Below are 23,032 nucleotides of genomic sequence, written 5' to 3'. Positions count from 1 at the left end.
CACCGTCACCGCTGCTCTCCGTTCTTCGCCCACTGCACGTGCACGACCGCTATGTCGTCCGTCAACCCGCCGTGGTCGGTGGCAAGGTCCTCGACGTGCCCGATTGCGGCGTCGACGAAATCGTCGGCTTCCGCCGATGTGCAGGCCTGAGCGAAGGCCAGGAGCCGCTCCTCGCCGAGTCGTTCACCCGCCCCGATCGGAGCTTCGAACAGCCCGTCGGTGAACAGCACGATCGCGGTCCGGTCATCGATGGCCTGCTCGTGGACGGTCCAGTTTCCTCGCGTTCGTCGCAATCCGAGAGCCGGCCCACCGGGTACCTCGAGCCAGCGGACACCGTCGGGGCTGCGCAGGAGCATCCCGGGGTGCCCGGCGCGCAACACTCGCATCGAGGCCCGGTCGGGAAGGAGGACCACTGTGGTCACCGTGGCGAAAATGTGCGACTGCGGTCGCTCCGCCACCAAGACCTCTTCGAGCGTCCGCATCGCCTCCTCACCGACGAGGCCACCGAGAACCGTGGTACGCCACGCGATTCGGAGACTGACACCGAGCGCGGCTTCGTCCGGGCCGTGGCCGCAGATATCGCCGATCACGATGTGGACCGCACCGTCCTCGGTCTCGACGACGTCGTAGAAGTCACCGCCGAGGAGTCCGTGCGTGCGACTGGGACGGTAACGGGCGACGACGTCGACGCTCGTGCTCCGCAGCAGCGGTACCGGCAGCAGGCCCCGCTCGAGGCGCGCGTTCTCCTGGGATCGCCGCTCGCTCGCGCGCAACGCCGCCGCATGGGCCTCCGCGCGTGTCCGTTCGATCGCGTACCGCACCGAGCGGTTGAACAGGTCGGCGTCGACCCTGCCCTTGACCAGGTAGTCCTGTGCGCCTGCGGCGACCGCGGCGAGGCCGGTGCGATCCTCCGCGAGTCCGGTCATCACGACGATGGGTGCATCACCCGCCGAACGACGCAGAGCGGCGAGCGCATCGAGACCGCGAGCATCGGGAAGGTGCAGATCGAGGAGGATGCAGTCGGGCGTCGAGCCGCCCAGGTACCCGCGCGCCTGTTCGAGCGACTTCGTCCACACCAGTTCGATGCCCGTCATCGCGTCGTGGGCCATTTCCTCGACAAGGAGGGCATCCCCGGGATCATCCTCGATGAGGAGCACGGTGACCTGGTCGTACGCTCCCGGCCCGGAGTTGTTCACGCGAGCTGCGCCGCACTGCGCTGGGACATACCGGACTCCCATCGACTTCAATGCTCAGCTCACGGCCGCTCCGCGAATCTCCTAGTGTAACGAATCAATATACCGGGCGTGCACGGGCAGTCTTCAGATGGCGAGCCCCGCGAGCACGATGCAGGCTGCCGTCCCCGCCGCCACGAGCAGCGCGATCGGAAGTGAGCCGACCGTCACGGCGGCAAGGACGCCGACAACGGCCGCACACACCGATGCCAGCGAGCCGACGAAGTTCGGACGAAGCGTCCCCAGGGTCTCGAAGGGGTGGGTCTCGGTTCCGGGTACGTGCGCCATCAGTCGTCCTCCCTGCCGGAGCGTTCAATCCGGTGATCGGTGGTCGACAGAACCCGTACCCCGGCCGGGGCCTCGTCATACCCCGGCCGGGAAGGTCCCTCAGTCGGCGGCGGCACTCCGTCCCGCCCGGCGGCCGAAGAAGCTGCCGTCGCCGAGCGACGCGCCGCTCGCGTACCCACCCGCGCACACGCCCGCGGTGCACCGGCCTGCCGCGTACAGGCCGGGGATCGCTTCACCGGAGACGTGCAGCACCTCGGAGTCGACGCTGGTGCGCAGGCCGCCGAGGGTGAAACCGCCGGTCATGCCGCGCAGGTCCATCGCCGCGACGGGGGAGCCGATCGGCTTGACCCATTCGGGCTTCTTCCCGAACATCGGGTCCTCGCCGTGGACCGCGTGCCGGTTGTAGACGTCGACGGTGGCCTGCAGGGCACCGGCCGGCAGGCCCATCTCGGCTTCCAGTTCCTCCACCGTCTCCGCGACCCACTTCGGCTGGTGCCGCAGCTGCGGACTCGACGTCGGGCGGGACAATCCCTCCTCGTACGCGGCCTCGTCGATGACGAGGAACGCCTGGTTCTGGTTCTCGATCAGCGTCGCCTGGCCGACCCGGCCCGGGTAGGTGTCCTCGTTGACGTACCTCTGCCCGCGACCGTTGACCAGGATGCCGCGGACGAAGAGTTGCGGGTCGCAGAAGAACGCGACCTCGGTGGCGTCCATGTGGGCGAGGTCGGCACCGAGCGCCTGCGCCATCCGGATCGCGCGGCCGTCGTGCTCCTCGATGGACGCCGCCGGACGGCCCTTCAGTCGCGGCGCGTACGACTCGACCATCGTCTCGTTGTAGGCGAAGCTTCCGGTGGCGAGGACGACGCCGCGGCGAGCGCGGATCGTGACGTCCTTGCCGAAGTGCTTCGCGATGAGGCCGACGACACGACCAGCCTCGTCGGTGACCAGCGTCTGCACCCGCATGTCGTACTCGGCGCGCACGCCGAGCGCGGCAGCCGTGTCGGTGAGCGGCTTCATGAGCATGTAGCCGCCGCCCTGCTCCCCGGTTCGCTTGTCCGACATCTGCGGAACGTGCCCGCGCGGCGCGGGCGGGATGGTCGCGTTGAACGGGGCCGCGTTCTCGCCACCCGTGTACTGCAGTCCGTCGTCGCCCGGCGGCTCCCAGCCCGGCTCGCCCCAGAACGACTCCTTGAACGGCACGCCGATCTCGTCGACGAGCCAGTGGTAGTGATCGACGCTGCCCTCGCAGTAGGCGTCGATCTTCGCCTCGTCGACGCCCGGACCGAGCGCGGCCTTCATGAACGCCTTCATCGCGTCGACGGTGTCGTCGAAGCCGCATGCCTTCTGCAGCGGGGTGCCGCCGCCCATGTAGATGAAGCCACCGGACATCGCCGCGGCACCGCCCCAACCACCGGTCCGCTCGAGGACGAGCACCTCGGCACCCGCTTGCGCGGCCGCCACCGCCGCCGCGGCACCGGCCACACCGAATCCCGCGACGACCACGTCGGCCTCGTGATCCCAGTGGTCGATCCCAGCCTCGCTCCGGGGCCGCACGTCGTCCGAATTCCTCGCCATCGCAGTACCTTTCGGTCGTCCAGGATACGCCCCGTCGGTTCTCCGGGACTGTTCGATTCCGATCTACCGGACGGTCCGCGCGACCGGACACCGAATTCCCACCCATCGGGAGCCTGCGGTTTCCCGATGGGTGGGAATCGCCGGGTGCCGCCCACACGACCGGGCATACCGTCGGACACCTACCGGGAGGAACGTCATGGACACACTGCAGGCGCAACGATTCGTCGTGGACGGTGACCGCATCCGCGCCTTCGCGGACGCCACCGGGTGCTCGCACCGGGCGTACCGCGAGCAGCGGCCCGTAGTCCCGCCGACCTACCTCTGCGGCACCGACGATCTCGCCGGCCAGGGCGGCGTCACACCCGAACGGGACTGCCGCTTCTTCCGCACGCCCCCACGCGCGGGCGACCTGCTGGCCGTCACCGTGCGCGACGGCGAGAACGACCGGCTCACCGAGTACCGGGACGCCGACGGACTGCTGATCGCGGACGCCTGGATCCAGGGGTCCGGTGACGACACCGAGGCCGTCGGCGTGCTTGCCGACTACGCCACCGGCTGGCTCGGCGCCGAGTCGGTCCGCCGATTCCGCACCCGCCTCCTGTCGCCGGTCCCTGCCGCAAACCTCGCCTGCACCGGCGAGGTGGTGCAGGAGTACACCGCCGACGGCGAGCCGCGGGTCGACGTCGTCGTCACCGCCGCCGAACCCGGCGGATCGATCGTGGCCCGCGCCTGGGCCACCTTCGCCCGCGCCGCCTGACCCGAGGCGCCGGCGGTTCCTCCGTCCGGCCACACGGTCCGGATGCGATGCCCCCTGCAGCCACGCGCCCGAGCCCTCCGGCCGGCTCGGCCTCCGCCCTGCCCGATCGGACGGTTCGCCGTGATCGGACGGGTAGTTCCCGTCGGCAGCTCTTCCGTGGCCACGATCACCGGCACGAGAGTCCTCGTTGTGAGACGCGCGTCACATCACGCGCACCGGACACGAGGAGACTGCGATGGCTATCGAGCTCAACCAGATCTGGGACTTCCCCATCAAGGAGTTCCATCCGTTCCCGCGGGCACTGATGGGTGTCGGCGCCCACGACATCATCGGGGTCGAGGCGAAGAACCTGGGGTTCAAGCGAACCCTGCTGATGACCACCGGTCTGCGCGGCTCGGGGATCATCGAGGAGCTCGTCGGCAAGATCGAGTACCAGGGCGTCGAGGTGGTGCTCTACGACAAGGTGGAGTCCAACCCGAAGGACTACAACGTCATGGAGGCCGCGGCGCTGTACCAGAAGGAGAAGTGCGACAGCATCATCTCCATCGGCGGTGGCTCAAGCCACGACGCCGCGAAGGGCGCCCGAGTGGTCATCGCCCACGACGGCCGCAACATCAACGAATTCGAGGGATTCGCCAAGTCCACCAACAAGGAGAATCCGCCGCACATCGCCGTGTCCACCACGGCGGGAACGGGTTCCGAGACCTCCTGGGCGTACGTCATCACCGACACCTCGGACATGAACAACCCGCACAAGTGGGTGGGTTTCGACGAGGCGACCATCGTGACCCTCGCGATCGACGACCCGCTGCTGTACTACACCTGCCCCCAGCACTTCACGGCGTACTGCGGTTTCGACGTGCTCGCGCACGGCAGTGAGCCGTTCGTGTCCCGACTGGACTTCGCACCGTCCCTCGGCAATGCGCTGTACTCGGTGGAGCTCGTCGCGAAGAACCTGCGGGAGGCGGTGTTCGAACCGCGAAACCTGAAGGCGCGCGAGGGAATGATGAACGCGCAGTACATCGCCGGGCAGGCGTTCAACTCCGGCGGTCTCGGCATCGTGCACTCCATCTCGCACGCGGTGAGCGCGTTCTTCGACAGCCATCACGGTCTCAACAACGCGATCGCCCTGCCCCGCGTGTGGGAGTACAACCTGCCGTCCCGGTACGAGCGGTACGCGCAGCTCGCCGGCGCACTCGGCGTCGACACCCGCAACCTCACCACGGTGCAGGCCGCGGACGCCGCGGTGGAGGCGGCGATCCGACTCGCCAAGGACGTCGGCATCCCCGACAACTTCGGTCAGGTGCGCACCGACTCGTACGAGAAGAACCAGATGAACACCAAGAAGTACGAGGGTCGCGGCGACGTGATCCGCGGCGACGAGAAGTCCGTCCGCGCGATCTCGGAGCACATCCAGGGTGACTGGTGCACCCCAGGCAACCCGCGCGAGGTGACGGTGGAGTCGATGATCCCCGTCGTCGACCACGCCATCAACAACGCGTACTGACCCCACGAGCCCGCGCCCGGGGCGGAAGCACCCCCTGCCCGCTCCGCCCCGGGCGTGTCCACCAGCATTCATCCAGCCGGAGAGGACGGAATCCGCACCATGACCGCACCCCTCACCACCGCCCCGACCGAGGTCCGGTTCGACGACGGCTCCGAGCTGTCGGAGGCCCTCCGCGCGGTGGGCTACATCGCCGACGACACCTTCTCCGTCGTCGTCCATCTCGCGACCGCGCTCGACCGGCCACTGCTCCTCGAGGGACCGGCCGGCGTCGGCAAGACCGAGCTCGCGAAATCGCTCGCCGAGGTGTCAGGTCGAAAACTGGTGCGGCTGCAGTGCTACGAGGGTCTCGACGACAACCGCGCGCTCTACGAGTGGGACTACGCCAAACAGCTCCTGCACGTGCAGATGCTTCGGGACCGGATCGGCGAGCAGATGGCCGGGTTCGACGACCTTGCCGAGGCGTCGACGTTCCTCGCGGCACAGGACTTCGGGTTGTACTCGGAGACCTTCCTCGCCGTCCGCCCCCTGCTCGAGGCGATCCTCTCTCCGGAACCGGTCGTCCTGCTCGTCGACGAGGTGGACCGGACCGAGGAGGCGATGGAGGCGCTGCTGCTCGAGGTCCTGGCCGAGAAGCAGGTCACGATCCCCGAGGTCGGCACCTTCACCGCCCGGTCCGCGCCGTGGGTGATCCTGACGTCCAACGACACTCGGGAACTGTCGCCCGCTCTCAAGCGCCGCTGCCTGCACTACCACCTCGACTACCCGACCCCGGAACGGGAACGCGACATCGTGACCGCCCGCGCGCCTGAGGTCGAGCCCGCGGTGGCCGCCGACGTGGTGGAGCTGGCCCGGACGCTGCGAGACCTGCCGCTGCGCAAGAGTCCCTCGATCGCCGAGGTGATCGACGCCGCCCGCGCCGCCGTCGTCCTCCGCGGCACCGGTGCCGCCTCCGGCCTCGAGGGGATCCGCGACATCCTGCTCGCCGCGCTGCTGAAGTACACCAGCGACGTCGATCTCGCCCGCGTGCAGCTGTCCGGGAACGCACTCACCCCCACCTCCGCACCCCCGGCACCGGCCGAGCGGGTCACCGTCGCGTCCCGCCCCGCGAACACGACCACCGCCGTGTTCCGTGGCCACGGGGGGCGAGCCGGGGGCGCTGCCCGTGACGGCGGCGTGGGTTCTGCCCGGTCGGCACGGGGATGACCGTGGTAGCGCGCACCGCCCGCCTCCCCGAGTCGCAGGTACTCGACGTCCTGTCCGCGGTATTTGGGAAAGCGCTGCGGCGCAACGGAGTCGCGGCGTCACCTGCCGAGGTGATCGAGGTCCGGCGGGTGCTGGGTCTCGTCGGGGCCCGCGACGCGGGCGTCACCAGGGCCGCACTGCGAGCGGTCTGCGCCAAGTACGGCCACGAACAGGCCGGATTCGACCGCGCCTTCGACCTGTTCTTCGGCGCGGCGACGACCGCTGCGGGTCGCGAGCTCGGTCCGGCGCGAACCGAATTCGCCGAGGGCCTGCCGACTGCGCTGGAGGTGGGCGACAACAGCGAGACCGCCCGCTACGCCGAGTACAACGAACGCGCAGCCGAGGTGGGCGACCACTTCGACACCCCCGAAGCAGAGAAGGGCTTCAACCCGCACAAGGACGACGACGACGTGAGCATGACCTCGTCCGACGCCGAATTGTCCGTCGACACCGGCGCGGACTCCGGGCGGCGCGGTGTCACCTACACCGTCGACGTCGATCGGGCCGGCACCCACGTCGTGGGCGACCTGGCGACCTCGACGAGCGCGGTGACCGTTGGGTCGCTGTCGTGGGACGACCCGGCGTCGATCCTCGCCTGGCTGGACGCGTACGACCCGAGCCGTGCCTACGGCGGCGAGGAGGTGGAATCTCTCACCGCCGCACAGCTGAACCGGCTCGCCGAGGCGGTGGAGGCGTTCGTCGCGGCCCTTGCGGACAGCCCGGTGGCCGGGGAGACCCCCGACCTCGATCAGCGCGGGGGCGATCCGCACGCGGACGTCACCCGGGCCTGCCACGAGATCCTGCGCCGTATGCGGGGCCCGGCCAGGCCCCGCCCCCGCGAGCACGCCGCAGGCCGCCTCGACATGCGGCGCACGGTCCGCTCGAGCCTGCGCACCGACGGGGTGCCGTTCCACCTCGTCGTCCGTGCGCCCCGGCCCGACCGCACCCGGCTGCTGATCCTCGCGGACGTGTCGCTGTCGGTGCGCCCGGTCACGGCGTTCTCCTTGCGACTGGCACAGGCGATGCACCGGCAGGCGACGCGCTGCCGGGTGGTCGCGTTCGTCGACGAACCCGTCGACGTCACCGACGTCCTGCTCCGCGCCGGCGGCGACGACGCCCTCGCCGCGGTCCTCGCCGATCCACGGATCGACCTGGAGGCGTCCAGCGACTACGGCCGGGTGATCGACGGGATGCTGGCAGGTCATGGACACCTGCTGGACTCGCGAACCTCGGTGTTGGTCGTCGGTGACGCCCGCTGCAACGGCCTGCCGCCGCGCGCCGACCGGCTGGCCGTCCTGCGGCGGCGGGTGCACCGGCTGGCGTGGGTGACGCCGGAGGCCCGCCGGTACTGGGACCAGGCCTCCTGCGCGATGGGCGAGTACGCGGACGTCTGCGACGACGTGATCACCGCGCGGGACACCGAGCAGCTGGTCGCCAGGGCGGGGGAGCTGGCGGACGCCCTCTCCTGATCCGAGCCGGGTACCTACCCGATCGGGTAGGTACCGACCTGCCCGGAGGTGCGTGGGGGCACGCCGCGCCGGCCGGTACTGTGAAACTGTTAGCTGAGTCACAGTGTCGGATGAAAGAGCGTCGCCGGTGTCTGTCGCACATACCCACCAGCGCGTGACCGGGCGGCCCGACGCCCGGCGCGAGGTCCCCCGGACGGTGAAGTTCCATGCACCCGAGATCGTCTTCGGTCTCGGTTCGCTGCAGGAAGCTGCCCACGCGGCCGCCCGGCTCGGTGCAGCCCGTCCGATGCTCGTCACCGACGGCGGCCTGATCGAGGCCGGTTGGGTGGACGAGTTCCTCGGCTGCCTGCGTGATTGTGGCCTGACCGCAACCGTCTGGCACGACCTGACCCCGAACCCGAAGGACCACGAGATCGCGAACGGCTACCAGCGTTACCGGGAGAACGACTGCGACGTGCTGATCGCGCTCGGCGGTGGATCCGTCATCGACGCCACCAAGGGCGTCGCCGTGCTCGCCTCGAACGGCGGTGACATCCTCGACTACGAGGGAGTGGACCGTGCGACGGCACCGATTCCGCCGCTGGTGATGATCCCGACCACCTCCGGAACCGGCGCCGACGTCTCCCAGTTCTGCATCGTCACCGACACCCGGCGCGGCACCAAGATCACCATCATCGGCCGCAGTCTCGTCCCCGACGTCACCGTCATCGATCCGCGCCTGCTCACCACGATGCCCGAGTGGCTCAATGCGGCAACGGGTCTCGATGCGCTCACCCACGGCATCGAGGCCTTCGTCTCCCTCGCACACAACCCGCTGACCGACCACCACGCGTTGCGAGCGGTCGGGATGGTCACCGACAACCTGGCACGGACGATCGAGGACCCGTACGGGATGGACGCGCGCACGGCGATGGCGCAGGCCAGCCTCGAAGCGGGCCTGGCATTCACGAACGCGATCCTCGGCGCCGCCCACGCGATGAGCCACCAGGTCGGCGGCCTGCTCGACCTCCCGCACGGGGTGATCAACGGCATCCTGCTCCCGCACGTCATCCGGTTCAACGCGTCCACCGACGCAGGACCCTTCGTGGACATCGCCCGAAGCCTCGGACTCGACGAGCACCGCGGCACCCCGGAAGAGGCGGCACTCGCGGTCGCGGATCGGGTCGAGCAACTCGCCCGCGAGGTGGGGGTACCTCCAGGTCTCGGCGCGCTCGGCGTCCGCGAGCAGGACCTGGACCGGCTGGCCCGATTCGCGTTGCGGGATGCGTGCATGTCCACCAACCCGCGCACCGCGAGCCACCGACAGATGGTCGAGCTGTACCGGGCGGCACTGTGATTCATCGTTCGGAGTCGTGGTGACCGCGGGCCGGGACGTCTCGCCGGATCTCGCGGTACTGACCGGACTCCGCTCGGGGAAGGGCAGCTACTGGACGCAGTACCGGGGCGCCGCCGAACGCCTCGAACGGGTGGTGCACGCCCTCGACCTGATCTCCCGCGCCCTGGTCCGCACCGTCGAGGGTCCGGAGACCCTGGTGTGTGCGGTCGCGGAGGCGGCCCGTGCCCATCTCGACGCACGATGGGTGGTGTTCGCCCTCACCGACGGCGCCCTCCACGACTCCGGGCCACGCCGTCTGGTGCTCGGACCGGACGCCATCCCGTTCCTGGTCGACGACGTCACCGGACCCCCACTGCCCGACGACGTACTCGAGTGCCTCGAGACCATTCGCACCGGATCCGGTGACCACGGCAGCGTGATCGAGTTCGAGAACCATCACGTGCACGTCCCACTGATCCTCGACGGGGGCGTGGTCGGCGCGATCGCCGCGTGGACCGACCCCGACCGCACCCTCGACGCCACCGACGCCTCCGTGCTCAACATCCTCGCCAGCCAGACTGCCGTAGCGCTGCAGAACTCGGCGCTCTACCAACGCGGCACCGTCGCACTGCAACGGGCCGAACACGCGTCGGCACAGGCCCACCGAACCGCCTCCGACCTGGCGGTGCGCAACGCGGAACTCCTTGCGACACAACGTCAGCTGGACGCCGCACACCGGCAGCAGATCCTCGACGACGACCGCAGGCGCATCGCCCGCGAACTACACGACAGCGTCACCCAGGCGGTCCTGTCCGCGGGCATGCAGATCGAGGTGTCACTGGGCGACATCCCCGGCGACGAACGGGCCGAACGGCTCGGCCTCGCGAAGGAGATGACCCGGCGCGCCGTCGAGCAACTGCGGACCGCGATCTTCACCCTCAACAACACTCCGTGGTCCGAGACCGCGCCGCTGCCCGAGATGCTGCGGCAGCTCGGAATCGTCGCGATGCCCACGGATCTGGCCGTGCAGGTACGGGTCGAGGGAACGCCCGTGGAGTTGAGCGGCGACGTCGGGCACGCGCTGCTGCGCATCGCCGGCGAGGCACTCTTCAACACGACCGTGCACGCGCGTGCGTCACGGGCCGTCCTGCGACTCACCTATCGGGAGAACGAGGTGGGACTGGCCGTCGACGACGACGGGACCGGGGACCCGGTCCGCATCCGCGCCGCGCTCCGTGACGCGGTCGCGAACGACTCGGACGGACACCACCGCGGGCTGGCGAACATGGCCAGCCGCGCCCGAGAACTCGGCGGCGACTTCGCCGTCCGCCGCGCCCGGATCGGCGGCGTCCGCATCGCCGTCACGCTACCGACGGCACCGCGCGTGTCGGCTCCACCAACGGCACCGAATGTGTCGGTCCCACCAACGGAGGCCCCCTGATGCCCGCTCCCGCCACCCATCGACCCCGCCCTGCCGACAGCACCCGGCAGGTCCGGATCGTGCTGGTCGACGATCACGCAATCCTGCGGCAGGGTCTGCGCTCCGTGCTCGACCGCGAGGCCGACCTCCAGGTCGTGGGCGAGGCCGACACCCGCACCGACGCCGAGGCGGCCGCTGCCCGCCTCGAACCCGACGTCGTGGTGATCGACCTCAAGCTCGGAGCCGGATCGGACTACGAGGGGCTGGCGCTCTGCCGCAGCCTGTCCGCGGCCCACCCCGGGATGGGCCTGCTGGTCCTGACCACCTTCCTCGACGAACGACTGGTTCTCGAGGCCGTGCAGCACGGCGCGCGCGGGTACGTCGTCAAGGACGTCGACACCACCGAGCTGGTGCGCGCCATCCGCGCCGTCGCGCAGGGGGAGAGCGCCTTCGACTCCCGCACCGCCGCCACCGTCGTTCAGAGTCTCGGACGGACCGGCGTACAGTCCGAGAAGCTCACCGACCGCGAGATCGAGGTCCTCGGCCTGCTCGCGAAAGGATTGTCCAACAACGGGATCGGCGAGAGGCTGTTCATCTCCGCCACCACCGTCAAGTTCCACGTCAGCAACCTGATGCGCAAACTCGGCGTCACCCGCCGCGCCGAGGCCGTCTACGAGGCCAGCAAACGGGGACTCCTCTGAGGTCGGGCCGGCCGCGTCCGATCACCGACGAACTACCGGTCCATCCCCCGGATCACGGCGCGCGTCGCTGCAGCCACCGCACGAGCCTGAAGTTCGACGACCGCGTCCGCCACGGACAGCACCACTACGAGCGAGCCGCCGACCCACACCGGAATCCTCACCGCGCACGCTCCGCGTCACCCGAGGTGTCGACGACGAGCCAACCGCCGTGATGGTCGGAGACCGTGAACGGGTGACCGGTCGCTGCGCCGAGACGGCGCAAGTCGTCGGCGTCGAATGTGCGGACGTGGCCGTGACAGGCGGTCGGTTCGTCCTCGAAGGGCACGGCGATCACCACCCTGCGCCGGGCGATCCGGACGGCCTCGGCGACGATGCGGGCCCCGAGGTCGGCGTCGACGTGCTCGAGTAGGTGGATCGCGGTCACGGTGTCCACTGAATCGTCGGGCAGCGGCACGTCGGCCGCGTCGCAGGCGAGCGTCCGGAGCGGCACCTCGAGTTCCCCGGCCACGGACGACAGCAATGCCATCGTCCCGTCGCAGATGTCACTCGCGGTCACCCGGTGACCGGCTAGCGCGAGCCGCAGCGCGAAGAACCCGAAGCACGACCCCAGGTCCAGGACGTTCTCGCCCACGACGAGCTCCGCTCCGTACTCGTGCACCGACGCGAACGGGGCGTCACCGGCGAGAAGGTCACGCAAGGAGTTCCGGTAGTACAGCGTCCACGCCGTCATCGGGTCGGCCACCGTCGATCGGACGAGACCGACGATCACGGCTTCGAAGTCCTCGCGGGTCCGCAGATCCACTTCGTCGACGACTCGCGTCGCCAGCCGGTCCGAGAGTTCGGACGGGCGGAGACGGTGGGTGACGGTCAACCCCCTCCGTGATCGCAGGGAGGTGAGCATCTCCCCTTGCGGTACAAGAGTTCTCATCACCTCGACGTCACCGTGTGTCCAACGTCCGGGCGGGCAGGTCGCGAGCGGATCCAGCATGATTCGACGCTAGGTCCGGCGGCGTCACGGCGCGCCGGGCAAAGGAACGGCCGCACCCCTGCCCTGATGGGCAGGACCGCGGCCGTCCGAACGGGGTCAGCGGGTGACCATGTCCTCCGGACCCCAGATCGCCTTCATGCTGGTGATCTTGGCGTCGTCGTCGAATGTCATGACGTCGATGACGGAGATGTCGATCTTCTGCTCACCCATGTGGGTGGTGAGGGTGAAGTTGAACGCGGCGTGGTCGGCGGCGATCTTGACGACGCCGAGCTCGGCGGTCTGCTCCAGCGGCTCGATGATGCCGTAGAACTCGCGGATCGCGGCCTCGGTGATCCGCGGGTCGGTGCCCACCGGATCCTCCACGGTGGCGCCCGCTGCGTACAGGGACAGCACGTCGTCCACTGTGCCCGACGCGACGAACTTCACGTACGACTCGATGGTGGCCTGGACGCTCTCGCGTGACGGTGCCATGACAGTCCTCCCGGATCTAGAACACGTTTCAGTCCGGAGAGTACAAGGCGACTGCGCCACCTGTGCGTGCTTTTGGTAGCTCTGACTACCGAAAGCACGCACAGGTGCGAAGCGCCTACTTGACGATGTTGACCATCTTGCCAGGGACGACGATGACCTTGCGGGGGGCATTTCCCTCCAGGAAGGCGACGATCTTCTCGTCCGCGAGGGCCGCGGCCTCGATGACGTCGGGCTTCGCATCCGCCGCGACGGTGACGCGGCTGCGGACCTTGCCGTTGACCTGGATCGGGTACTCGACCGAATCCTCCACCAGCCACTTCTCGTCCGCCGTCGGGAACGGGCCGTGTGCCAGCGACGCCTCGTGCCCGAGCCGCGACCACAGCTCCTCCGCGACGTGCGGCGCGACCGGTGCCAGCATCAGCACCAGCGGCTCGACCGCCGCGCGCGGCGCGCCCTCCGGGTACGCCTTCGTGAGGTGGTTGGTGAACTCGATCAGCTTCGCGATCGCGGTGTTGTCGCGCAGCGCCGTGTAGTCCGCGGTAACGCCGTCGATCGCCTTGTTCAGCGCCCGCAACGTCTCCTCGGTCGGCTCGGCGTCGGTGACTCGGACGGCTCCGGTCTCCTCGTCGACGGCGACGCGCCACGCACGCTGGAGGAAGCGCTGCGCACCGACGACGTCCTTCGTGGCCCACGGCCGCGAGGTGTCCAGCGGGCCCATCGACATCTCGTACACGCGCAGGGTGTCGGCGCCGTAGTCGTCGCAGATCTCGTCCGGCGCAACGGCGTTCTTCAGGGACTTGCCCATCTTGCCGTACTCACGCTTGACCTCGGCGCCCTCGTAGAAGAACTTGCCGTCCTCCTCGACGACGTCCGCCGCGGGCACGTACACGCCGCGGCTGTCGGTGTAGGCGAACGCCTGGATGTAGCCCTGGTTGTACAGGCGGCGGTACGGCTCCGACGAGCTGACGTGCCCGAGGTCGAAGAGCACCTTGTGCCAGAACCGCGAGTACAGCAGGTGCAGCACCGCGTGCTCGACGCCGCCGACGTACAGATCCAGACCACCCGGATCGTTCGGGCCGTGGACGTCCGGACGCGGACCCATCCAGTACTGCTCGTTCTCCTTCGCGCAGAACGCATCCTGGTTGGTCGGGTCGATGTAGCGCAGCTGGTACCAGGAGCTGCCCGCCCACTGCGGCATCACGTTGGTGTCGCGGTGGTAGTTCTTCAGCCCGTCACCGAGGTCCAGCTCGACGTTCACCCAGTCGGACGCCTTCGCCAGCGGCGGGGACGGCTCGGAGTTCGCGTCGTCCGGGTCGAAGGACACGGGTGCGTAGTCCTCGACCTCCGGAAGCTCCACGGGCAGAGCCGATTCCGGGAGTGCGTGCGCGAGACCCTGCTCGTCGTAGACGACGGGGAACGGCTCACCCCAGTAGCGCTGACGGGCGAACAGCCAGTCCCGCAGCTTGTACTGGATGGTGCCGACGCCACGTCCGTCCGCCTCGAGGTGCGCGATGACGGCCTTCTTGGCCTCGTCCACGGGCAGCCCGTCCAGGAAACCGGAGTTCACCAGCGGACCGTCACCGGCGTAGGCGCCCTCGGTGATGTCGCCGCCCGAGATGACCTCCAGGATCGGCAGGCCCAGCTCGGTGGCGAACTCCCAGTCGCGGTGGTCGTGGCCGGGCACCGCCATCACGGCGCCGGTGCCGTAGCCGGTGAGCACGTAGTCGGCGATGAACACCGGAACCTTGTTGCCGTTGACCGGATTCACGGCGTAGGAGCCGAGGAAGACGCCGGTCTTCTCCTTGCTCTCCTGCCGCTCCAGGTCCGACTTCGCGGCGATCGCGGCGCGGTACGCGGTGACGGCCTCGCGCGGCGACGCGGCGCCACCGGTCCAACGCGGGTCCACGCCCTCCGGGTAGGCGTCGGCGACCAGCTGGTCGACCAGCTCGTGCTCGGGGGCGAGGGCCACGTAGGTGGCGCCGAACAGGGTGTCCGCGCGGGTCGTGAACACCTCGATGTCGTGCTCCGCCGCGGCGGCGGTGCCGCCCTCGTTCGTCGAGCCTTCGCGGTGCGCGGCGAACTTGACGCGCGCGCCGTGGCTGCGCCCGATCCAGTTGCGCTGCATGGACTTGACCTTCTCCGGCCAGTCCAGGTACTCGAGGTCGTCGGTGAGACGGTCGGAGTACGCGGTGATCCGCATCATCCACTGACGCAGGTGCTTCCGGAAGACGGGGAAGTTGCCGCGCTCGGACCGGCCGTCGGCGGTGACCTCCTCGTTGGCGAGCACGGTACCCAGCCCCGGGCACCAGTTGACCATCGAATCCGACTGGTAGACAAGGCGGTACGAATCGATCTCGGCGTGCTTGTCGGCGACCGAGAGCTCCGACCAGGCGCGACCGTCGGCGGGGGTGCGGGCACCGGAGGCGAACTCGGCCTCGAGCTCGGAGACGGGCCGCGCGCGGTTCAGATCGGTGTCGTACCAGGCGTTGTAGATCTGCAGGAAGATCCACTGCGTCCAGTGGTAGAAGTCGACGTCCGTGGTGGCGACGCTGCGGCGCTCGTCATGCCCCAGGCCGAGCCGGCGGAGCTGCCGCTTCATGTTCGCGATGTTCGCCTCGGTGGTGGTGCGCGGGTGCGTTCCCGTCTGCACCGCGTACTGCTCGGCCGGCAGACCGAACGCGTCGTAACCGAGGGTGTGCAGCACGTTGTGGCCGTTCATCCGGTGGAACCGGGCGAAGACGTCCGTCGCGATGTAGCCGAGCGGGTGGCCGACGTGCAGACCCGCACCCGACGGGTACGGGAACATGTCCTGGACGAACAGCTTGTCCGCGGGCAGCTCACCGGCGAGGTCGCCGACCGGGTTCGGCGCGTTGAACGTGCCCCGCTCCCGCCACAGGTCCTGCCAGCGAGCCTCGATTCGGCCCGCGAGGTCCGCGGTGTAACGGTGCTGGGGGGTCGCGTCGCCGCCTTGCTGCTGCACTGACTCGGTCACTGGTTCGCTGTCTTCTCTGCGCTGGGGGCTTCGGATACACGGTCGCCGTACCCGGATTTCGGGCAGGGTCACCCGACACCAGCCTAGAGGTTCACCCTCGGAGCACCCCCGGACGGCCCCTTCCGTACCCTGGTGTTCGTGTTCATCGTTGCAAGTGTGCTGTTCGCCGTCGCCGTCGTCGTCGGAGGTGTCGCGGCCGCCGCAATGACCGGACGCCTTCCGCGTAACCGCTGGGCGGGTGTTCGCACCCCGCAGACGCTGGCCTCCGAGGAGTCCTTCCGCCTCGCCAACCGGATCGCCGGGCCGACCGTGGCCGTGTCCGCGTTGCTGCTGGTCATCGGCGGTGTCGGTGCGCTCACCCTCGGTACGGGCGGCGGCCTCGCGGTCGCCGCACTGGCCGTGGTCGTCGCCCTCGTGGCGGCCGGCTACGGCGGTACCGCGGGCGCCCGCGCGGCGGCCGCAGCTGCGCCCGCCGGATGCGGGGATGCCTGCGGCTGCGGCAGCGCGCCCGACGTCGCCGAGCCCGAAGCCGCCACCACCTCGGCATGCGCCACCGAGTCGCCTGCGGACGCGGCCGCCGCTGCCGACTGCGGGACGTCGTCCTGCGGGGCCTGCTCCCTCAAGGGCGCCTGCCTGCCGCACTGAGCGTCTCGTCAACCGTGACGCAGGCGGCTCTCGTTCGCGACGAGGAGCACGGTCAGCGCAGCCTCCGGTCCGGTCGCCGGCCGCGGTCGGCGCATCACGACGAAATCGGCGTCGCCCGGATCGGGAAGCATGTGAGGGGCCAAGGGGACGAGCCCGTCCGGTAGCAGCGACTCGGCGTGCACGATGTAGCCGAGACCGCCGAGCACCGCAGCTCGCAGACCCAGCAGACTGTCGGTGACGCAGGTGGTCCGCCACACCAGTCCCGCACTCTCCAACGCCTCCATCGCGGCGCGCCGCGTGATGGATGGCGGGGGATAGGTCACCAAGGGGATCGGTCCGGCCCCGGACGGCGCGATCGCCCCCTCCCGGGGGCCTGCCCACACCAGCCGATCACGCCACACGAGCTCGCCGTGACGTTCACCCGGGCGACGCATCCCGAATGCGAGGTCGAGTTCGCCGGCCGCGACCTTCGCGCCCAGGATCTCGCTGAGCCCGACGGTCAGTTCCAGATCGATACGTGGATGGCTCCGCCGGAACTCGAGCAGGATTTCCGGGAATCCAGCCGCGACGAGGTCGTCGGACACGCCGAACCGCAGCAGTCCGGACAGGTCGGACTCCGCGAAGTACTGCTCGGCCTGCTGCGTCGTGTCGAGGATCGTCCGCGCGAAACCGAGCATCGCGGCGCCGTCTGCGGTCACCTCGACGTTCCGGGTGTCCCGACGCAGCAGTTCCCGGCCGACGGCCTTCTCCAGCCGGGCGACGTGCCCGCTGACCGTGGACTGACGCAGGCCGAGCCGAGCCGCCGCCGCGGTGAAGCCGCCCTCACGATCGACGGCGACGAAGGAGCGTAGGAGTACCGGATCGAGCATCCCCAAGATTTATCACGATTCACGATGCAAATAAACGATCTCATCGGCTTCGCCGATGGCTAGTGGTCGTCCTACCGTGATCGGGTGAAGTTCTCGACCAGGTTCCACATCGACGGATTCGTCCTGTCGATCATCGTCGTGGCCGTCGCAGCCAGTCTCTTCCCCGCGTCCGGCACCGGCGCGACCGTGCTCGACCGGGCCACGAAAATCGCCATCGCCCTCCTGTTCGTGCTGTACGGCGCCCGCCTCCACCCCCGAGAGGCACTCGAGGGGCTGAAGCACTGGCGGCTGCATTCCGTGGTGTTCGCAGCGACATTCGTGCTGTTTCCACTGATCGGACTGGCGTTGCGCATCCTGGTGCCGTCCGTGCTCACCGAAGAGCTCTACACCGGTGTGCTGTACATGTGCCTCGTCCCGTCGACCGTGCAGTCCTCGATCGCGTTCACGTCGATCGCCCGCGGCAATGTCGCGGGCGCGATCGTCAGCGCGTCGGCTTCCAACCTGCTCGGCGTGTTCGTGACCCCGGTACTGGTGATCCTGCTGATGAACACCACCGGCGACGTCCACGTCGACGCCGCGTCGATCGTGGACATCGTCGTCCAGTTGCTGATCCCGTTCGCCGTCGGCCAGCTGATCCGGCCGCGGGTCGCCGGGATCATGCAGAAGTACGCGGAGCCGACGAAGTTCGTCGATCGGGGCTCGATCCTGCTCGTCGTGTACGCCGCGTTCAGTGCAGGCATGGTGGAGCACGCGTGGGACGGACTGGCGGCGAGGGACATCGCAGCGCTCGTCCTGGTGTGCTGCCTCGTCCTCGCGCTCGTGATGGGTACGACCGTCTTCGCGGGTCGCGCACTCGGCTTCTCCCTTCCCGACCGGATCGTGATCGTGTTCTGCGGCTCGAAGAAGAGCCTCGCCACCGGCCTTCCGATGGCGGCGGTGCTGTTCGCGGGCCAGCCGATCGGTCTGATCGTGCTGCCGCTGATGGTCTTCCATCAGATCCAGCTGATGGTCTGCGCGGCGCTCGCCCAGCGGTACGCCCGCCGCCCCGAGTCCGTCGCCGTGCCCTCGTCGCCCGACCCCGCGTCGTCGGCTGGTTGAATCGGCTGCCATGAGCGAATCGCGGACGTTCGACCCCGCCGGCGTCGTGTTCGGCCTGCTCGTACCGGTTCTGGCTGCCGTCGCCGTGCTCGTCACCGGGCAGCTCTGGTCGTCGCGCCTGCCCGACACCCTCGCCACGCACTTCAGTGGTGGAATCGCCGACGGTTTCGCCTCCACCTCGTCGACCGCATGGACGTTCGTGCTGGTCATCGTCCTCGTCGGCGGAGGATGCAGCGCCGTCGCCGCGCTGGCGCAGGCCCTGCTGGTGATGCGGCGCACCATGCTGATCGTCGGCTCGTCCGTCACCGGGCTCATGCTGGCCCTGTGGTTCGGACTGATGTCCGCGCACCTCGACCTCGCAGCCCCCGCAGACGCCGACATGTCGACGACGCCGATCGCGGTGGGTGTCCTCGTCGGCGGTGCGGTGGGAGTGCTCGGCGCGTCCCTGCTGCGCGACCACCGCGAACGCCGTGCCGCCGACGAACGTCCCGCCGCGAAACTGCCCAGGGGGCCGATCGACCTGCCGATCGTCACGAACGCCGGTCTCGGCACCGGCACCACCGCGGTCCTGCTCGGGATCGCGGCGGTGGTCACCGTCGGGGTGTGCCGCCTCGCCGGGTCCTGGTGGCTGCTCGCGGTGTTCCTCCCGGTCTGCGTGCTCGTCGTCGGACTGCTGCGGTTCCGCGTGGTCCTCGACGAGTCCGGGCTGCGGGTCTACAACATGGGGATGTGTGCGATCGGCTACGGCGTCGACGAACTCGCCGGCGCATCGGTAACCGAGGTGGCGCCCTTCAAGGACTGGGGCGGCTGGGGTCTGCGGGTCAACGGTCGCGGCAACTACGGTGTCGTCACCGAGACCGGTCCGGCGCTGGTGTTCGAGGCCGCGAACGGGCAGCGCCTCACGATCACGACCGACCGCGCCACCGAGATGGCCGGTGCGCTCAACGCCCTCGCCGACGCGTCCCGCCCGCTTCACCGCGCCTGAGCCGGACGGTCCGAATGTCACATCGTGCGCGTCCACTGCGCACGATGTGACAGTGCGCCCACTGCTGGGAGTCGGCGACTCAGAACGTGGCGGTCAGCAGCACCTGGTCGGTGGTCACCGAGCGGATGTCGACCCGCTCCACCCAGAGCATCGGGAGGTCCGTCGACCCGGACGGTGTGACCGTCTCACCGGCCGCGGCCGTCCAGCTGGCAACGGTGCTGGGGGTGCCCGTGTGATCCGTGACGACCAGCGCATAGGTCGCCTGCTCGGTCCCGTAACCGCCACCAGGCGGCGGCTGGTAGTGGGCGACGACGTCGATCCGGGCGCTGCCACCCTCGTCGACCACCGACACCTCACCGGTGATCGGGTACTGCACGACCGGCTGCATCGGCTGGTCCGTCACCGGTGCCGACGGCCCCTGCGGCATGTCCGGCGACGGCCCCGCGGGCGTCACCGGAATGAGAGTGATCGCGAACGCAACGAGTGCCGCAGCAGCCGCGACGACGACCACGGCGAGCGCGGTGCGGATCCGGCGACGTCGGGTGTCGGTGCGGTCGAGGAGACGGGGCAGCAGGGTCGGCGGTGGATCGCCCGCGGCGTCGTCACGCAATGGGACCGACAGCGGAATCTCGCCGTCAGTGCCGTTCTCGGCGTCGTGCTCGGCTCCGCGTCCGGCGAGATCCCGCGCGGTACCGAACAGCTTCGCCCGCACCGCGCCTTCGCTCTGTTCCAGCAACCTGGGCCGCTCGACGGCCCTCGTCAGCGTCCCCTCGACCACCGATTCGGCCCGTACCCGGTCCCCGGTCAACTGCATCGCGTATCGCCACAGCTCGGCGGCGTGCTGCTCGTACAGAACGCGCATGCGTTCCGCTCGATCCTGTGGCATTCGAGACCTCCCCGCAGCCCACGTTATCGGGACGGTGTCGGATCGGCACGCATCTGCCGTAAACGCAGGTCAGTTGCGCTCGACGTCCAGCGGATGCGACGCGAGCAGAGCCAGCGGCAGCGGCTGGCGGCGAAGGACCTGCGCCCACAGGTCGGCGCGCGGCGGACCGATCACGTCCGACGGCAGCGCCGAGAGCACGATCCAGTCGTCGCGCTGCAACTCGCCGTCGAGCTGGCCCATCGTCCACCCCGAGTACCCGGCGAACACCCGGACCCCCTCGAGGTGCGGACCCACCTGCTCAGGGTCGCAGTCGAGGTCGACCATCACCACGCGACCGTCGACGCGACGCAGCCCGGGGACACCGTCGATGCGGGCACCGGTCCGGACCGTCGCGAGGCACAGGGCCGAGTCGAGCTTCACCGGGCCGCCGATGAACAGTGCCTGCGGGCGGGCACACAGCGGTGCCCACTGCGGTAGCACCGTGTGAACCGCGGTCTCGCTGGCCCGGTTCAGGACGACCCCGAGACTCCCACCGTCGTTGTGCTCGATGACGTAGACGACCGTGCGCCGGAACGACGGGTCCGTCATCGCGGTGGCCGAGACCAGCAGACTGCCCGGCCGCACTGCCCGTTCCGTCGAGGCCGTCCGGTCGTCGGGTTCGTCAGCGGGTTCCACCGGACAATCATTGCACCGTGGTTGCCGGTGCGTGCTTTCCGCGGGACCGACACGGGCGCGGCGGGACGCATGGTCACAGCCCGAGTGTCTCCGCCAGCACGGTGAGGTGGTGGTCGAACAGGGCCCGCGGGTCGGCGAAGGTGCCGGCACCGTACTGATCGAAGACCTCGAATCCGACAGCCCCGAACAGCGACGCCCACACCAGAACTCCGCGCATCACCGCCTCGTCGGGGAGCGTGAGGTCCAGTTCCTCCCGGATACGTGCCACGTCCGCGTGGAGCGGTGTCTCCGGATCACCCGCCGTGAGCGACGCCGTCGTCACCCGTAGTCGCCCGGCTCGGTGGGCCGCCTCGACGATGCCGACGAGCGCGACGACGACGCGGGTGCCGGGTCCGGTGGTCCGCTCCGCAGGCGCGTGATAGCCGGGCACCGGGCTGCCGAACAACAGGGTGTAGCCGGCCGGTTCCCGCAGCGCCCAGTCACGTACCGCATGCCCCAGGGCGCGGAACCTGGCGACCGGGTCCGCGCCGCCCGCGGTGCCCACGCCGTCGACGGCCGCGATCGCCTCGTCGACCGCGTCGCCGAGCTCGGTGTAGCACTCGACGACCAGCAGCGTGAGCAGGTCGTCACGGCTGGCGACGTACCGGTACACCGCGGAGGACACGACTCCGAGGTCGCGCGCAACCGCGCGCAGCGACAACGCCGCGGCGCCGTCGCGCCCGAGGTGCTCGCGGCCGATTCGGGTGATGTCGGCGATGGTCTGCTCGCGCGCTCGCTGGCGCGGGGTTCCGGTCACCCGCCCAGCCTCGCCCGTCCCGCGAGCACTGTCAACTTTAGAGAGCACTGCTCTTGACAGACGCGGACGCGGGGTCCATTCTCGAAATGAGAGCACTGCTCTCGAACTTATTTGGAGAAGGAGAACCCCATGTCGAACCACTACGTCGTCACGGGCGCCGGTCCCGTCGGATGGACCGTCGCGACCCAGCTCGCCGACCGCGGCGACCGCGTCCGCCTGCTCACCCGCTCCGGTTCCGGACCCGAGCACCCCGCGATCGAACGCCGCCGCGTCGACGTCTCCACGCCGTGTGCACTCGACCCGCACCTCGACGGGGCCGCGGCGGTGTTCCACTGCACCCACGGCTCCGCCTACTCCGCGGCCGCGTGGCGACGCGAGCTGCCCGCCACCGAGGCCGCGGTCCTGGACGCCGCCGGCCGAGCGGGAGCGGTCGTCGTCTTCCCCGAGAGCCTGTACTCGTACGGCCCCGTGGACGGCCCCATCACCGAGGCGACCCCGCGGACCGCGACCACGGGCAAGCTCGGGGTCCGCGCAGACCTCCTGCGGGCCCGCGAACGCTCCGCCACGCCCACCGTCAGCGTCGCCGCATCGGACTTCTTCGGACCGCAGGTGATCACCGCACACGGCGGGGAACGACTGGTCGCGACCCTGCTCGCCGGCCGCCGGATCCGGGTGATGGGCTCGCTCGACCAGCCGCACTCGTTCACCTACGTCCCCGATCTGGCCGCGGCGATGATCGCCGCCGCCGACCGGCCGGCGGTGTGGAACTCGGTGCTGCACGCGCCGACCGGGCCGGCACCTACCCAGAGGCAGCTCGTGCAGGCGCACGCCGACGCCGCGGGCATCACCGATCCGAAGGTGGGGACGCTACCGGTTTGGTCACTGCGCGCGCTCGCGACCGTGCACGGCCCGACCAGGGAGCTGGCCGAGATGCTGTACCAGTTCGAGCGCCCCTTCGTCCTCGACTCCACTCGCAGCGAGCACCTGCTGGACCTCACGCCGACACCCCTGCCCGAGGCCGCGGCCGCTTCCGTCGCCTGGTGGCGCGACCGGAACGCCACCCGCACCGCGGTAGGGTCCGGCGGTGGGCAGCGATGACGCGCCGGGCGACACCGGACCGG

The 23,032-nt window shown here is 69.8% G+C and carries 21 protein-coding genes; 11 read left to right on the top strand and 10 right to left on the bottom strand.

Annotated features, from left to right (window positions below; genetic code table 11):
* Window positions 1-5: 5 nt before the first annotated feature.
* The 3 genes from ACFSJG_RS09210 to ACFSJG_RS09200 all read right to left on the bottom strand — a co-directional run bounded on the left by ACFSJG_RS09210 (window position 6) and on the right by ACFSJG_RS09200 (window position 3,095).
* The gene (locus tag ACFSJG_RS09210; protein ID WP_378484893.1) at window positions 6-1,196 is read right to left on the bottom strand and encodes a PP2C family protein-serine/threonine phosphatase; all 1,191 of its coding nucleotides are present in this window, start codon (window positions 1,194-1,196) and stop codon (window positions 6-8) included.
* A 123-nt stretch (window positions 1,197-1,319) separates the two neighbouring features.
* Entirely contained in the window at window positions 1,320-1,520 is a 201-nt protein-coding gene (locus tag ACFSJG_RS09205; RefSeq protein WP_378484892.1) for a hypothetical protein, read from the bottom strand.
* A 99-nt stretch (window positions 1,521-1,619) separates the two neighbouring features.
* A complete protein-coding gene (locus ACFSJG_RS09200; protein WP_378484891.1) occupies window positions 1,620-3,095 on the bottom strand; it encodes an FAD-dependent oxidoreductase in 1,476 nt (491 codons plus the stop codon).
* A gap of 196 nt (window positions 3,096-3,291) precedes the next feature.
* Between ACFSJG_RS09200 and ACFSJG_RS09195 the strand changes: the two genes are divergently transcribed.
* The 7 genes from ACFSJG_RS09195 to ACFSJG_RS09165 all read left to right on the top strand — a co-directional run bounded on the left by ACFSJG_RS09195 (window position 3,292) and on the right by ACFSJG_RS09165 (window position 11,506).
* Window positions 3,292-3,852: a hotdog family protein gene (locus tag ACFSJG_RS09195; RefSeq protein ID WP_378484890.1), complete on the top strand. Its 561-nt coding sequence runs from the start codon at window positions 3,292-3,294 to the stop codon at window positions 3,850-3,852.
* A gap of 235 nt (window positions 3,853-4,087) precedes the next feature.
* The gene (mdo, locus tag ACFSJG_RS09190; protein ID WP_378484889.1) at window positions 4,088-5,359 is read left to right on the top strand and encodes an NDMA-dependent methanol dehydrogenase; all 1,272 of its coding nucleotides are present in this window, start codon (window positions 4,088-4,090) and stop codon (window positions 5,357-5,359) included.
* A 99-nt stretch (window positions 5,360-5,458) separates the two neighbouring features.
* Window positions 5,459-6,562, top strand: coding sequence for a MadB family AAA-type ATPase (locus ACFSJG_RS09185; protein ID WP_378484888.1), 1,104 nt, complete (start codon window positions 5,459-5,461; stop codon window positions 6,560-6,562).
* Complete coding sequence (madC, locus tag ACFSJG_RS09180; protein ID WP_378484887.1) at window positions 6,559-8,070, top strand: MadC family VWA domain-containing protein; 1,512 nt, start codon at window positions 6,559-6,561, stop codon at window positions 8,068-8,070. Before ACFSJG_RS09185 ends, madC begins: the two co-directional genes overlap by 4 nt.
* A 154-nt stretch (window positions 8,071-8,224) precedes the next feature.
* Window positions 8,225-9,406 carry an iron-containing alcohol dehydrogenase gene (locus ACFSJG_RS09175; RefSeq protein WP_378484886.1) on the top strand — a complete coding sequence of 394 codons (1,182 nt, stop codon included), beginning with the start codon at window positions 8,225-8,227 and terminating at the stop codon, window positions 9,404-9,406.
* A gap of 19 nt (window positions 9,407-9,425) precedes the next feature.
* On the top strand, window positions 9,426-10,826 hold the full coding sequence (locus ACFSJG_RS09170; RefSeq protein ID WP_378484885.1) for a MadS family sensor histidine kinase: 1,401 nt from the start codon (window positions 9,426-9,428) through the stop codon (window positions 10,824-10,826).
* Window positions 10,826-11,506 carry a MadR family response regulator transcription factor gene (locus ACFSJG_RS09165; protein WP_378484884.1) on the top strand — a complete coding sequence of 227 codons (681 nt, stop codon included), beginning with the start codon at window positions 10,826-10,828 and terminating at the stop codon, window positions 11,504-11,506. The genes ACFSJG_RS09170 and ACFSJG_RS09165 overlap by 1 nt, the downstream gene beginning before the upstream one ends.
* 157 nt (window positions 11,507-11,663) lie before the next feature.
* Here ACFSJG_RS09165 and mftM read toward each other — a convergent pair whose 3' ends face one another.
* From mftM to leuS, 3 genes are all read right to left on the bottom strand, one after another.
* Window positions 11,664-12,494 (bottom strand): mycofactocin oligosaccharide methyltransferase MftM, encoded by an 831-nt coding sequence (mftM, locus tag ACFSJG_RS09160; protein WP_378484883.1) that lies wholly within the window; start codon window positions 12,492-12,494, stop codon window positions 11,664-11,666.
* Window positions 12,495-12,590: 96 nt separating this feature from the next.
* Window positions 12,591-12,965, bottom strand: a complete 375-nt coding sequence (locus ACFSJG_RS09155; RefSeq protein WP_378484882.1) for a nuclear transport factor 2 family protein — start codon at window positions 12,963-12,965, stop codon at window positions 12,591-12,593.
* A gap of 115 nt (window positions 12,966-13,080) precedes the next feature.
* Window positions 13,081-15,957: a leucine--tRNA ligase gene (gene leuS / locus ACFSJG_RS09150; protein WP_378484881.1), complete on the bottom strand. Its 2,877-nt coding sequence runs from the start codon at window positions 15,955-15,957 to the stop codon at window positions 13,081-13,083.
* Between the two features lie 138 nt (window positions 15,958-16,095).
* Between leuS and ACFSJG_RS09145 the strand changes: the two genes are divergently transcribed.
* The gene (locus ACFSJG_RS09145; RefSeq protein WP_378484880.1) at window positions 16,096-16,602 is read left to right on the top strand and encodes an SdpI family protein; all 507 of its coding nucleotides are present in this window, start codon (window positions 16,096-16,098) and stop codon (window positions 16,600-16,602) included.
* An 8-nt stretch (window positions 16,603-16,610) separates the two neighbouring features.
* On the opposite strand, the gene ACFSJG_RS09140 is transcribed toward ACFSJG_RS09145, so the two are convergent.
* Complete coding sequence (locus ACFSJG_RS09140) at window positions 16,611-17,477, bottom strand: LysR family transcriptional regulator (protein WP_378484879.1); 867 nt, start codon at window positions 17,475-17,477, stop codon at window positions 16,611-16,613.
* Between the two features lie 78 nt (window positions 17,478-17,555).
* On the opposite strand from ACFSJG_RS09140, the gene ACFSJG_RS09135 reads away from it, so the two are divergent.
* A complete protein-coding gene (locus tag ACFSJG_RS09135) occupies window positions 17,556-18,569 on the top strand; it encodes a bile acid:sodium symporter family protein (RefSeq protein WP_378484878.1) in 1,014 nt (337 codons plus the stop codon).
* A 10-nt stretch (window positions 18,570-18,579) separates the two neighbouring features.
* Window positions 18,580-19,554, top strand: coding sequence for a DUF1648 domain-containing protein (locus ACFSJG_RS09130; RefSeq protein WP_378484877.1), 975 nt, complete (start codon window positions 18,580-18,582; stop codon window positions 19,552-19,554).
* 79 nt (window positions 19,555-19,633) lie between these two features.
* On the opposite strand, the gene ACFSJG_RS09125 is transcribed toward ACFSJG_RS09130, so the two are convergent.
* The 3 genes from ACFSJG_RS09125 to ACFSJG_RS09115 all read right to left on the bottom strand — a co-directional run bounded on the left by ACFSJG_RS09125 (window position 19,634) and on the right by ACFSJG_RS09115 (window position 21,911).
* The gene (locus ACFSJG_RS09125) at window positions 19,634-20,416 is read right to left on the bottom strand and encodes a sigma-70 family RNA polymerase sigma factor (protein WP_378484876.1); all 783 of its coding nucleotides are present in this window, start codon (window positions 20,414-20,416) and stop codon (window positions 19,634-19,636) included.
* Between the two features lie 93 nt (window positions 20,417-20,509).
* Window positions 20,510-21,115: a YqgE/AlgH family protein gene (locus ACFSJG_RS09120; RefSeq protein WP_378484875.1), complete on the bottom strand. Its 606-nt coding sequence runs from the start codon at window positions 21,113-21,115 to the stop codon at window positions 20,510-20,512.
* Between the two features lie 73 nt (window positions 21,116-21,188).
* Entirely contained in the window at window positions 21,189-21,911 is a 723-nt protein-coding gene (locus tag ACFSJG_RS09115; RefSeq protein WP_378484874.1) for a TetR/AcrR family transcriptional regulator, read from the bottom strand.
* Window positions 21,912-22,040: 129 nt separating this feature from the next.
* Here ACFSJG_RS09115 and ACFSJG_RS09110 point away from each other — a divergent pair, with 129 nt between their 5' ends.
* Window positions 22,041-23,009 (top strand): NAD-dependent epimerase/dehydratase family protein, encoded by a 969-nt coding sequence (locus tag ACFSJG_RS09110; protein WP_378484873.1) that lies wholly within the window; start codon window positions 22,041-22,043, stop codon window positions 23,007-23,009.
* Window positions 23,010-23,032: the final 23 nt, after the last annotated feature.

The organism is Rhodococcus gannanensis (assembly GCF_042681175.1).
GTDB lineage: Bacteria > Actinomycetota > Actinomycetes > Mycobacteriales > Mycobacteriaceae > Rhodococcus_G > Rhodococcus_G gannanensis.
The sequence above is the reverse complement of the archived record's forward strand: the minus strand, read 5'-3'. Positions and strand labels throughout refer to the sequence as shown.